At 44.1% G+C, this 13,144-nt stretch carries 7 protein-coding genes; 6 read left to right on the forward strand and 1 reads right to left on the reverse strand.

The genetic code is table 11. The features are described 5' to 3' along the window. Nucleotides 1-15: 15 nt before the first annotated feature. The 4 genes from NQ542_RS02815 to NQ542_RS02830 all read left to right on the forward strand — a co-directional run bounded on the left by NQ542_RS02815 (nucleotide 16) and on the right by NQ542_RS02830 (nucleotide 6,856). A complete protein-coding gene (locus NQ542_RS02815) occupies nucleotides 16-1,467 on the forward strand; it encodes an alpha/beta hydrolase fold domain-containing protein (protein WP_005635843.1) in 1,452 nt (483 codons plus the stop codon). A 6-nt stretch (nucleotides 1,468-1,473) separates the two neighbouring features. Next, nucleotides 1,474-2,322: an alpha-L-fucosidase gene (locus NQ542_RS02820; protein WP_005635846.1), complete on the forward strand. Its 849-nt coding sequence runs from the start codon at nucleotides 1,474-1,476 to the stop codon at nucleotides 2,320-2,322. A gap of 214 nt (nucleotides 2,323-2,536) precedes the next feature. Next, nucleotides 2,537-2,785: a glycoside hydrolase family 88 protein gene (locus NQ542_RS02825; RefSeq protein ID WP_005635848.1), complete on the forward strand. Its 249-nt coding sequence runs from the start codon at nucleotides 2,537-2,539 to the stop codon at nucleotides 2,783-2,785. Between the two features lie 114 nt (nucleotides 2,786-2,899). Beyond that, entirely contained in the window at nucleotides 2,900-6,856 is a 3,957-nt protein-coding gene (locus NQ542_RS02830; protein ID WP_005635850.1) for an AlbA family DNA-binding domain-containing protein, read from the forward strand. On the opposite strand, the gene NQ542_RS02835 is transcribed toward NQ542_RS02830, so the two are convergent. After that, the gene (locus tag NQ542_RS02835; protein ID WP_005635852.1) at nucleotides 6,853-8,013 is read right to left on the reverse strand and encodes an MFS transporter; all 1,161 of its coding nucleotides are present in this window, start codon (nucleotides 8,011-8,013) and stop codon (nucleotides 6,853-6,855) included. The genes NQ542_RS02830 and NQ542_RS02835 overlap by 4 nt on opposite strands. A 229-nt stretch (nucleotides 8,014-8,242) precedes the next feature. Between NQ542_RS02835 and NQ542_RS02840 the strand changes: the two genes are divergently transcribed. Further along, nucleotides 8,243-10,609 (forward strand): ABC transporter permease, encoded by a 2,367-nt coding sequence (locus NQ542_RS02840; RefSeq protein ID WP_005635854.1) that lies wholly within the window; start codon nucleotides 8,243-8,245, stop codon nucleotides 10,607-10,609. A 33-nt stretch (nucleotides 10,610-10,642) separates the two neighbouring features. Further along, nucleotides 10,643-13,015: an FtsX-like permease family protein gene (locus tag NQ542_RS02845; protein ID WP_005642505.1), complete on the forward strand. Its 2,373-nt coding sequence runs from the start codon at nucleotides 10,643-10,645 to the stop codon at nucleotides 13,013-13,015. Nucleotides 13,016-13,144 lie beyond the last annotated feature (129 nt).

Below are 13,144 nucleotides of genomic sequence, written 5' to 3' on the forward strand. Positions count from 1 at the left end.
CAAGTTTAAAAAGCCATGAAACATAAAGCTCTTTATTTATATCTGATATTATTTTTTTTATTGTGCTGTTCCGTTACTACCACCGGACAAGAGAAAAAACAGGAACGGTTTACCTTGATGGGATTAGGTGATTCTATTACGGAAGGAGCGGATTTCTTCACTTGCTATTTGTATCCGCTTTGGGAAAAATTATTTACAGCCGGGTATCAGTTTGATTTTATCGGTCCTCGTGAGAGTAAATGTCGGATCGGGACGCTTAATCATTGTGGTTTCAGCGGTAAGAATGTGGAGTTTCTGGAGTCGAAGATCGACAGCCTCTACCGGCTTTATCCGGCAGATATTGTATTGCTCCATGCCGGTCATAACCATTTTGCGGAAGAGAAACCTATTCCCGGAATGATAGCTTCTTACAAGTCTATTATCAACAAAATACAGGCGATCAATCCGAATGTCCGTATTTTGATTGCCCAGGTAATACCAAGCGGGAAACTACCTAAATATTCGTATATCCCGGAATTGAACGAGAAGATTGCGGAAATGGTTGCCGGATTAAACTCCGGACAGGTCTTTTTGGTCAATCAGGCTCAGGGATTTAACTGGCAAGACTATACGGTACACGATAAAGTACATCCGAATAAGGCTGGTGCGGAGAAGATGGCGACTGTCTGGTTCGAGGCCTTAAAGAAAGTACTGGCTTCATCGGAGACGGTGTTCTCCCCTGAAATCGTTCGGTATAAGACATTAGAGGATGGAGATTCCCTGGCGCTTCACATCTTCAAGCCCCGGAATATGCAGGCTGGGGAAAAAAGGCCGGCTATTGTATACTTCTTCGGAGGAGGTTGGAAGTTAGGTACTCCGATTCAGTTTTATCGTGAATGTGCTTATTATGCTTCAAAAGGAATGGTTGCTGTATCGGTTGATTATCGTATCGGATATCTGCACCATTCTACTCCGTTCGAGAGTTTTGAGGATGCCAAAGATGCGATATGTTGGTTGCGTAGCCATGCTTCGGACTATCAGCTTGATCCGGACAAGATTGCCGTAGCCGGTGGTTCTGCCGGTGGACATCTGGCTGCCGCACTCGGAACGATCGGGAGTGATGAGACTGTTCCGGCGGGTTACAGGCCGAACCTCTCCGTGTTATATTATCCGGTTATAGACATGGTTTCGCGAGGTTATGGTTTTCCGGAAATAAAAAGGGATTTTGAAAAAATTTCACCGATCCATCATGTGTCGGAAGCAACTCCCTCCACTCTTATATTGCTTGGCACGAAAGATCCTATCGTATCGGTCGAAACGATCGAGGCCTATCAAGATAAACTTTTGCAGAAGGGAGTGGATTGTGAACTCCATCTCTTTGAAGGTGCCGGGCATCCGATCTTTCTATACAGAAAGCCGCTTACGGAAGAGTATTATAAGGTTCGAAAGTTGACGGATGATTTTTTGAAAAGACAGGGATTCCTGTAGTATTTGATGGATTACAATAGTATGGATTATCCTGCCCAGCGTGACTTTGTAAAAGAGTTGGCTGTCGCTTGCCGGAAAGCCGGATTGGGCCTGTTTATTTATTATTCGGTGGGTATAGATTGGCATCATCCCTACTTTTTGCCAAATACGATGTATGATCCGGCTCGTCCCCACTATAAAGAGGTTCCTGAGTCTTACAGATTCCGTAATGTGGAAGATTTTAAGCATTATCTGAATTATGCAAAAACGCAAATAATGGAATTGTGTACTCAATATGGGCCGATTGCCGGTATATGGTTTGATACGGTTGGAGGAGTGTATCAGTATTCTGAACTTTTTAATATTCAGGAAATATATGATATGATTCATCAGATTCAGCCTCATGCATTAGTCGTGTTTAAAACAGGTGCGAACGGTAATGAGGATTTTATAACCGGAGAAAGAGAAATGGGATCATTGGCTCCTGTCTTTAAAAGTGTCGGATTACCTAAAAAGGTACAGGACGCTGCCGATTTTTCTTGGGAGAGCAATAAAGAAAAGCCGGCTGAGTTGAACATCCCGATCCAGGCTTTAGGGTGGGCATATCATACTTCTTCGCGACAACGGCAGAAATCGGCTGAAGAGGTTATGGAGCTATTGAGATATTGCGCAGATATGAATGCTAATTTATTGTTGAACATTGGCCCTCGTCCGGATGGAACCATTCTGGAAGAGAATATTCAGACCTTGGAAAAGGTTGGTAGGCAATTGGAGAAGGATGGTTTTCCAAAATTGAATACGAAATCGTATATGGACTTCCGTATGAAAGCGAGACAGACGGTTCAGACAGAAAAAGAAAATCAGACTGCTAATTAATTTATACCAAATAAATTACCGTAAAAGGAAGTGTGTCAAAATGTACTTGTCCCCGCGCTTGACGCACTTCCTTTTTTGATGATTTCTCAAATTGATATATTAGACGACTAATTATCTGTCCGCTCGAGAAGAAGGCGAATATGGATAATTAACAATTCATATTGACACCGAGAGATAATCCCAATCATGCTGCATTTTGGATGGCCATCGTCTTATGATGAAGAGCCCGAAAAATTGCCAGAGTGAAAGCGGCATGTGGAACCTGTTGGTGGATAAAACTGATTGCTGGCTGGAAGCATCCGGTTCTGCAATGTTTGCCTATGCTATGATAATGGAGGTGAAAAAAGGTTGGCTGGATGCTGCCGAGTATGGTCTGGTGGCATGGAAGGTATGGAAACTTTTTCGTAAAGAGGTCTGTTTTTGGGGAGTAAGAGACAGGCCTCTTTTTTATGGTCATTCTTAAAATATAGTCGGAATTTTTTTTGTGCTTGGAATTAAATGAGTACTTTCGGGCTCATATATATAATTTTTAGAGGGTAATTGTTGAATTAATAATCTTATTTTTAATATTATAACTATGATGAATGATGTACCTGTCCTTGATAAAGAAATGTCGACAACAGGAAAAAACTTATCTGATAGTATTGTGGAAAAATATGCTTTTGTATTTCAATCCTGTGATGTTGATATGAAGTTGCTGGTGGAGAATAAAGTCTCGCATTATCCTACTTCAGATGTATTATTGAAAAAAGCTCGTTTCCTGTATCGGAATCAGGAGATTGGATGGATCGAGGCATTGGCTGCTTTTCAGGAAAAACATGGAGATTGCCTGGCCTTGGATGGAAAGGATGCCGCTAAAGCTTTAGAGAAGGCCTTCGACCTTTGCCGGTGGATGGGAGAGGAATCGGACTATTTGCAAACAGTATACCAGAGGAGGGCGGATGAAAAAAGAACCGAATTGTTTGACAGGATGGATCGTCTTTCTTTGAAACTGAAAGTTTGCCGTTGCTTGTCGGAAGGAAAGACGAATGAATATCTGAAGGCTGTTTTGCGTAAGTTGGAACAGAGTGGAAACATTTGGCATGTACATGACGAGATCCTAAAAATATATTATCTGCTGTCATACGATTTGACTGGTTTTTCCCAGAATCTTCCGGTACTGATCGATATCGTTTGCAGGCTGATTACCAATGGTCTGATGACAGAAGAGGAATGCAGTGATTTTTCCGGCGTATTGAAACGGAAAGCAAAGGAGATGGATGATAAGGTATCTGAATATTGGTTCTCCGATGATTGGGACACGCTTCATCCTCTGATAACCGAGTCGGTCCGTTTGCATACTTTTGTCTTCTTGATCTGCGGACAATGTCGGCAAAAGGAGGATGACCTTTCACTGATTGCTGCCCGTATATGCCGTTATCTTTCCCGTATACCATCACCGTATAGTGAACTGCTGAAAAATAAGTCATATACTTTGCTCACTGGCGAGAATACATTGGGTGACCGTATCCAGTGGGAGCATCTCCAACATTTTGATGAGATAAAGATCTTGGAACGTCTCATCATGATACAGGCAGATGATAAAGCATGTCTTTTCCAGGAAGATAGTAAAAAGTGGAGGCAATGTCGAAATGAAAAAAATATGATCACCCTTGATAACGATGGATTTACGTTGAGCCCATTGGTTGAATTGGGATGTAACTCGTGGAAAGGGCGTAAAGACCGGGCTACTGTGTTGAAAAACCGTTTGTTTGTTGCTTCTTTTAGCCGGTTATCTTTGAATTTTGATGCTTGTAAGAGTATCCGTGATTTCCGTTCATATTGGAATCTGGTAGCGGAAGATTATCCTTTGTCGCAACCAATGTCTTCTCCGGCTTTTGTGGATACCGGATCAGATGAGAAAGAGATTGAGATACCAGAGATCGAGATGGAAGAGGAAGAGGTGGAGACAGACCATTTTCTGCGTCCGGATCAACGGGTCAAGGTCCGGATCCTGCATATCGACAAGGAAGACATGTCTCTGAAGATGGAAATTATAGATGCCCCATACCGGGGAATGAAGGCCTGTTTGCCATTCGCTTACATAAATTCATGCTATTATATCATCCCTGGTTTTATGGATATGTTTGCTGTCAACGAGATATTCCGTGCGAAAGTAAAGAGCGTGGAAGGAAGTGAAGTCAAGCTTTCCCTGATACGGGATTTCAATGAATATATGTATCCGGATTGCGTCAGGAAGAAAAATGTAATCGGGAAAGTGATCGATATTGCAGAAGGCAAAGTCTGGTGGTTGCTTTCTACCGGCATGACGGCAACAACGACTAATCCCCATAAGAAGTATAAGGCCGGTAACTTCTATAAGGTGGAATATGGAGGTTTATCGGCGGACAAATTGAAAAATACGATCAAAGTGCTGTCCCATATCCCATTTCCAGACGAAAAAGGTTTTTATAATAATGTATTGGAAAATTTGCGCAGTTTCTTTTTCTTCATGACGAAAGAAGTGCTGAAAGTCAATAAAGACAAGGAAGAGTTGCAACGTTTGAAAGAAAAAAACAATCCTTTCTTCGTCGCTTTCCAAAGCCTAAATCTTGAAGTTCCGGAGAGTGCTCTTGATGAATCGGCTCAGACTGATGAGATGCCTGAAAGTGAAAGTAAAACAGTAACTCCCGATTTATATGACGAGTCGGATAGGATAACGGTGAGCCAGTTGAAGGAACTCATTTATTGTGTAGATTCGTTGATAGGCGACAGCGAAGATATATGTGGATGCTTCAATGCTTATAATGTCCTGATATTTTTGTGCCGTTTTGTGGGGAACAAAGAATTGGCTGATTATTACGGGCTTTGTTCCGACTATATCTATTGGGTTAATTCCCTGGACTCCGAATTATTGAAAAACAGAGAGGGAGTTGAATGCCGGCAAACTTTTAAGGGATTGTCGGATCGTATGGAAGCGTTAGATATGGACCGGTACAGCTTGCGTTTGCGTAATAACAAACAGGTTATACGAGTATTACAGACTTGGTTCGACTCCCGTCCCCTGACTTCCGTCCAGTCCGATTTGCAATCGTTTATGCAAAATAAAAACCGTACGGTAGCTGAGCTGGCACGCTATTTTAATATCATGTCCTATCTGAAAGAAAAGGATGATGACCTGCAGGAACTGATTTGCGAGAATATTAATGTTTTGCTTGGTTGTAAAGTCTGGGAGAAAAAAACTAGAGTGTACATACCCGTATTTTTCGGCCATGAAGGAGTAGAAAAAGAATTTAAGACATCTGCATTTATCCATGCCGACAAAAACGCGACAGAGGAGCAGAGCCTTGTCCTGGCTCGTGTGATTGCATCGTTCATGAATACGGAAGGGGGAACACTTTATATCGGAGTCAATGATAAGGGATATCTGACCGGATTGGACCAGGAGTTAAGGTTTGCTCATAATGACAGCGATGTTTACCTTCGTTCTGTCAATCAAAATGTGATCAGGCTATTAGGTAAAAAAGAAGATCGGGATCGTTATCAGGCGTATATACGTTGCCGTTTGTATGAATATGAAGACGGACGTCTGGTTTTGGCGTTTCGAGTAGCGCCAATCAATGAAGTGGTAGAGGTGAAAGGTGAAGTATATACGCGTTCTGCCAGTTCCAATCTGATCAAACCGGTTGGCAACGTGGCGGATTTTGTCAAGTTGCGCCATCGGCAAAAGCTGGATTCTGTTCCTAAGATGCCGGAGTTTCCTGCGTATTTTAGTGCAGAACGGAATGAATATATTTTTGATAAACGTTCTGTAGTCCCTGAAATGACAGCGGTTCAAGAGGTGGAAGCGGTTGCTCCGGTTTTGTCCGTAAACGAAGAAAATGTCCAGGAAAAGGCTTTGCGCATTAAAAATGCAAACACTCAAATTAATTTAGGAATCCGGACATCAGCTCTGCGTTGCAATCCTTTGCAAAAGAAGCATGACCTGGGATACACGCCCAACCATGTCTTTGTCTCCTTGTTTAAAAATGGCAAAATAGCCTATTCCGTAAGTCCCAAGATCGGAAAGTGGGGAGGAGAAGGGGGAAGTGTTATTTTCTCTTATAACCCGGAAGACAAGGAAGATTTGCTGGTTACGGTTTTTAAGAATGGCGAAGTAGGCCTGTCCAATCTGAAAAAGGGAATGTCACAACCGAATATGCTTTTTGCTTTTGCCGGTTCGATTGATGATATACTATTTATTTCTCCGGCTCGTAGTACTGATTATCTGTTATTGATTTCGGATAAGGAAGGTGAAAAGCGTTACCGCATTGTCCCACTCGATATGCTTGAAAAATCAATGTCTATACAACCCAAGAGCAATCTTGTCCTTGTACCGGAAAAAGGCATTTTTGTTTTTGCCGAGATCTTGATACCGGAACTGGTGAATAGCCTTGATGATGAGAAATCATTGCAGGATACTTTCGATCAATATTGTGCCGGGCGTCTGTGGGAGCATAATTCCTATATCAAGAATGTAGATAAGATCAGCAATTTGTGCAATGTCCCTTTTTAACTTGTTTCTTTTCTGAACTGAAGCCCCAGAAATATCCCTCCCGGCAGCAATATGATCCCAGCTGAAACGAGTAGGGCAACCTGGAGCGAATACATGTCATTCAGCCAACCGATAAAGGGGGCGATAGCGGCGAACATCAGGCGGATTATGAAGTTGCGGATGGAAAGCACTGTCGCTCTCATGTCGGAAAAAGTCATTTGGTTGATGTATCCTTTGAGGATGGGGGTGGCAAAACCGCGGAAGATATAAAAGACGAACAAGATGGCAAGGCCGGCGTACGTAAGGTTGAAAGCCAGGGAGACATATCCGCCGACTATAAAAACGAGGATCAGGATTCCCATCTTACGCGGACCGAAGTAGTTGTCCACCCGGTCGGACCAGAGAGCGGCGAAGCCGACCGTCAGATTCAGTACCGTCCAAATAACGCCATACCAGGAAACGGGAGTTTTCAGATACATTAAAACCGGTTGTACGAACCAAGCCATCGTGAGAGTCGCTGCCCCGATTATACCTGAATACATGATATTGTAGCAAAGTTGCTTGTTCGTTACCAGCGAATATCTGATGATCCGGACAATCTCGTTTACCGGATTCTGTATTTTATTGGAACGGTTGACCTCCTTAAGCGCGAATGCTGCCGGAATACCTGTAAATGCAATCACAGCCTGCGCATAAAAAGGAAGACGAAGGGAATAAGTCGCCAATAAACCACCAAAGATACCTGCCAGCGCTTCAGCGAAGTTGCCGATCATCGTGATCCGTCCTTCATATCGTAAGTATAAATTTTCTTTCTTGTATTGGGCGGTAGTATCGTATAACAGAGCGGAATCTGCACCATTTACCAATGTCTGTCCTGTCCCCAACAAGATTTCAGCGAAAAGAAAAGCCGTGAATGTCGAGGTGAACGAATAGCATAGATATCCGAAGAAGAAAAGGATACATCCTAATATCAGACATTTGCGGCGTCCCCAAACATCAGCCAGATAGCCTGAAGGGATCTCCAAGGCAACGGCTGCTATCGAATAGATACTCTTCAGGATAAACACATCCTGCAATCCTAATCCGTGTTTTTCGTAAAAAAGCACGATGATAGGCATAACCAATGTGAACCATTTGGATAGTTTGATCAGATAAAGAGCGAGTATATTCCGTTTCATGTTTGCAAAAGTACAAAATATATGAAATATCCTTGTGGGACGTCAATTGCATTTCCGTGAACTAGTTTCGATGTTTTACCCATCAGGAGTGTCTAATTATTGTACACCATTGTCAAATAATTGGACACTTAAAAAAATGATTGTGCTTTTATCTGTTTGTATTTTAGCTCGTTGACTCTTTTGGCACGCTTTTTGAATTTTAATGGACGGAATATAATAAATACGCGATATGAAAAACTTGAACATAGCATTACGTTCGCTTTTTAAGAAAGGAAGAAGTAATGGGATAAAGATTTTATCTCTGGGAGTCGGACTGGCGATGGGACTTGTCCTGATATCGAAAGTGTGTTTTGAACGTTCGTTTGATAAGTTTTATCCGGACAGCGACCGTATTTATCGGTTGCACGAAAACATCATCCGGGATGGTGAATATAAGTCCTACGGGCAGGTGAGCGGAGGCGTGGCTACAGCTATGCAAGTCGAGATACCGGAGGTTGAAAAAGCAACTCGTTTGACCTATATCGGGGGTGACAAGGAGTTGTTCAAGACACAGGATGGAAACCGTTATTCCGCCCGTTATGTCGTGATGGGCGATACGAATGTTTTCGATCTGTTGCCGCGTCCTATCCTGATCGGTGATCCGAAAGAGACTTTGTCCCGTCCGGGATATGTGATGATCTCGAATCGCATTGCCAAACTGTTGGGAGGTGCAGAACAGGCAGTGAACAAGGAATTTGAATTTGAATCCAGTCCAGGACAAACCTATACGATAGGAGGTGTGTTTGAAGATGTACCTGAAAATTCCCACTTGCGTTTTGAGATTGTTGCATCTTTGGAAGGTATGAGCAAGTGGAGTCGTGAAAATTGGCTGGGGAATGACCGTTATCTGGGGTATGTAAAACTTTATCCCGGCACTGATCCGGAAAGCCTGACGACTGCCATTCGTGAGATGCAAGGACGGCATTGCGATCTGGAAGAGGTGAAAAAAGCGGGAATTGATTTGACTTATAGCCTGGTTCCGTTGATGGACATGCACAGTAACAGTGATGAGGTGAAGAGCATGAATTCCCTGTTGGGCTTTCTGGCTTTTGTGCTCATCTTTACGGCTGCGATGAATTATGTGCTTATCGTGATTTCCACGTTGATCAACCGGACCAAAGAGGTGGCTGTTCATAAATGTTATGGGGCTTCAGATAAGAACCTGTTCGGTATGATCATGTCGGAGACGTGTTTGCATATGCTGATTTCTTTGTTGCTTGCCGCTTTTCTGATCGTTCTGTTCCGTACGAAAACGGAAGAATTGTTAGGGGCAACGTTGGGAGCATTGTTCTCGACACAGACTATTGTGATACTGATAGGAGTTTGCATCGTGATTTTTTTCATTACCGGTTTGATCCCGACCTATATGTTCCTGCGTATTCCGGTGGCTGCCGCATTCCGTAATTTTAAAGAATCCCGCAGGTACTGGAAACTTTGCCTGCTGTTCATACAGTTTTTGGCAACAGCCTATCTGGTGGCATTATTGTCGGTTATCAATAAGCAGTATGACTATATGGTAAATGTCGATCCCGGATATGCCTATGAGAAGTTGGCTTATTGCTCGACACAGGGTGTGGAAGAATCCGTCCGTAATACGGCAATCGAGGAATTGCGCAAGATACCCGAAGTTGACAAAGTTTCTGCCTGCTATGACCTGCCGATTTCAGGGATGTCGGGAAATAATGTTTCACTTCCTGGAGATGACCGCGAACTGTTTAATATTGCCGATATGTACTGGGTGAAAGATGATTTCTTTTCCTTGATGGAGATTCCGGTTATTGAAGGAGAGGTGTTCCGTTCTGACGGTTCGGCTTCGAACAAAGTGATGGTCAGCCGTTCTTTTGTCGAAAAGATGGAACAGGTGGCTGGTTGGACCGGGAGTGCGATTGGCAAGAACATTATAATTACGGAACATAGCCAGAATGGAGAACCGTTTACCATCTGCGGTGTGTATGAAGATGTTTGTATTGGCAGTACCGGTAATCCGGATACACGTCCGACCGCCCTGTTCTATGATAGATATGCACCGATGATCCTGATCAAATTCCATGAGATGTCACCGGAGAATATAAAAAAGGCACAAAAGGTGCTGGAAGATGTAATGCCCGACCGAAATGTTACAGTGACGGCTTATTATATGGATATGATAGACCTGTATAAGGATTCCCGCACGTTCCGCGACTCGGTTATGATCGGGGGAATCGTGACCTTGATTATTGCATTGATCGGTCTGCTGGGATATACCAGTGACGAAACGAACCGTCGTGGACGCGAAATTGCGATCCGTAAGGTGAACGGGGCGACGGCATGGAGTATCTTGAAGATGATTTCGAAAGACATTTCCTATATTGCGATTCCCGCTATCGTGATCGGTATGACTGTCGCTTATTATTCCGGTACGGGATGGTTGGAGAAATTTACGGAAAAGGCGCCCATCGGATTTTTTATCTTCCTGGCCGGAGCGATGATGGTCTATGTTTTGATCATTGCTTGTGTCCTGTACCGTGCATGGGCCGTTTCGAATTCTAATCCGGTTGATAGTTTGAAATCAGAGTAACGATAGTAGGAAAAGCAGATAAACACGATAGATATGAGAAACTTGAATATTGCCATACGCTCATTGTTCAAAAAAGGACGTCATAATGTAATGAAGATCATCTCGCTGAGTGTGGGGTTGTCTGTTGCGTTGGTCATGATTGCGAAGATCTATTTTGAACAATCTTACGATACCTTCTATCCGGATGCGGACCGGATTTACCGGATCTATGAGAATTATAGCATGAACGGGAAAGAGGAAGACTATTATCAGGTAAGCGGTGCTGTAGCTCCCGCTATGCGGAGTGAGATTCCGGGCGTGGAAGACGCTACCCGGCTTACCTATATCGGTGGAGATAATACCCTGTTCACGACACCTGACAAACAACGTTATTCCGCCCGTTATATCATGATGGCCGACAGTAATGTGTTCGATATCTTCCCTGTGCCGATCCTGTCCGGTAATCCGAAAGTGGTGTTGGCCAAACCGTGGTATGCTATGATATCCCGTTCGTTGGCGGAAAAGATGGGAGGTATCGAAAAAGTGGAAGGCTTGACGATCATCCCCGATGAGAATCCCGGTTTGGAGGTGACGATCGGAGGTGTATTCGAGGATCTGCCCCAGAATGCCAGCTTGCGTTACGATATGTTGGTTGCCATGTCCGGCATGGATCCGGAGAGTTTGAACAACTGGTTGGGTAACGACCGTTATGCCGGTTATGTGCGTCTGTCACCGGGAGTCACGCCTGATAGCCTGACTCCGGCTATTCATGATATGACGCTCCGGCACCACGATCAGGAAGCTTTGAGAAAGTCGGGCTACGAACTGACTTATACGCTTAGGCCCTTGCTCGACTTGCATAGCAAAGCGGGAGAGGTAAAAAACATGGTTATGATGTTGGGGATTCTGGCCTTTGCCCTTTTGTTCACGGCTATCATGAACTATATTCTCATTACCATTTCTTCGATCGTCAACCGGACGAAAGAAGTAGCCGTGCATAAGTCGTACGGGGCTTCGGAAACGAATATCCATAGCATGGTTTTGTCGGAAACGCTGGTACACATGGTCTGTTCGATCATGGTGAGTATTTTCCTGATTTTTCTTTGTCGGGATATCATTTATGATTTATTGGATGTTTCGGTCGAAACGTTGTTATTATCCAAAGGGGCTTTGGTACTACTGGGGGTTTGCGTGATTGTGTTTCTGGTGACCGGCTTGGTTCCGGGCTGTTTGTTCGCCCGTATTCCGGTGGCTGCCGCGTTCCGTAATTTCCGTGAAAGTCGCCGTGTCTGGAAACTCTGTCTGCTTTTCCTCCAGTTTATTGCGGCGGGTTTGCTGGTGACCCTGTTATTGATTGTCGGCAGACAACATGCGTATATGGTGAACAGTGATCCGGGTTATTCGTATGACCGGCTGGCCTATTGCAGTATTTCGGCGATCGATTCCACGACTCGTTATAAGGTGCTGGATGAAGTGATGCGCCTGCCGGAAGTAGAAGCGGTGTCGACTTCCTATTCGTTGCCTTTTGGGTCGATGTCGGGCAATAATATCGCTTTACCGGAGTCGGAAAAGGAACTTTTTAATATTGCAGACCAGTATTGGGTGAGCAACGGATTCCTTGACTTAATGGAAATACCGGTGATAGAAGGCCGCTCGTTCACCGAGAATATCCCGGTTTCGGACGAAGTGATGGTGAACCGTGCTTTTGTGGAGAAGATGAAAGAATTCGTGGACTGGCCGGACGGTGCAGTCGGTAAATCCATTTATATATCGGAACATGATCGGTATGGCTCGAAGTATTATACGATTTGCGGGGTATATGAGAATTATATCATGGGTTCGCTCATCGATATGGATGCACGTCCTTCCGTCTTGTTCTACCGTCAACGTCCTTCTGCCCATTTGTTGGTGAAATTCCACCGGATGACTCCTGATGCAGTCGGAAAAGTAAATGAGAGATTGAAAGAGCTGATGCCGGACCAAGAGCCGAAACTGACGGTTTATTCCGTTCAGATGGTCGACCTGTACAGCAGTTCCCGGAAGTTCCGCGACGAAGTGATGATCGGGGGATTAATAACGCTGATAATCTCCCTGATCGGATTGATCGGCTATACGAACGACGAAGTGAACCGACGCCGCAAGGAATTGGCCATCCGCAAAGTGAACGGGGCTACGATGAAGGATATTCTACGGATATTCTTGAAAGACGTCCTTCGTATCGCCCTCCCTGCGATTTTATTAGGATGCGGCATATCTTATTTTGTCGCGGAACACTGGCAACGGCAGTTTGTGGAAAAGATACCTCTTAGTGCGTGGATCTTCTTGGCAGGGGCATTGTTTGTCTGCCTGGTGGTCTTGATATGTATCGTGTACCGCATCTGGGATGTCGCGAACGAAGATCCGGTCGATAGCTTGAAATCGGAATAATCCGGGATCTCGTTTTCCCGGCGAGTGTCTAATATCTTTACACCACTGTCCAAAAATTAGACACTCGCGGAAAATATTGAAATTATTATAGGGTTGTAAATAAATGGTTTATGTACTTTGGCACGCTGT

It is taken from the genome of Parabacteroides merdae ATCC 43184 (assembly GCF_025151215.1).
GTDB classification, from domain to species: Bacteria; Bacteroidota; Bacteroidia; order Bacteroidales; family Tannerellaceae; genus Parabacteroides; species Parabacteroides merdae.

What these genes read in the sequence shown, in the direction of transcription:
- NQ542_RS02815 (WP_005635843.1), top strand. Translation starts at nt 16, where the DNA reads ATGAAACATAAAGCTCTTTATTTATATCTGATATTATTTTTTTTATTG.
- NQ542_RS02820 (WP_005635846.1), top strand. Translation starts at nt 1,474, where the DNA reads ATGGATTACAATAGTATGGATTATCCTGCCCAGCGTGACTTTGTAAAA.
- NQ542_RS02825 (WP_005635848.1), top strand. Translation starts at nt 2,537, where the DNA reads ATGATGAAGAGCCCGAAAAATTGCCAGAGTGAAAGCGGCATGTGGAAC.
- NQ542_RS02830 (WP_005635850.1), top strand. Translation starts at nt 2,900, where the DNA reads ATGATGAATGATGTACCTGTCCTTGATAAAGAAATGTCGACAACAGGA.
- NQ542_RS02835 (WP_005635852.1), bottom strand. Translation starts at nt 8,013, where the DNA reads ATGAAACGGAATATACTCGCTCTTTATCTGATCAAACTATCCAAATGG.
- NQ542_RS02840 (WP_005635854.1), top strand. Translation starts at nt 8,243, where the DNA reads ATGAAAAACTTGAACATAGCATTACGTTCGCTTTTTAAGAAAGGAAGA.
- NQ542_RS02845 (WP_005642505.1), top strand. Translation starts at nt 10,643, where the DNA reads ATGAGAAACTTGAATATTGCCATACGCTCATTGTTCAAAAAAGGACGT.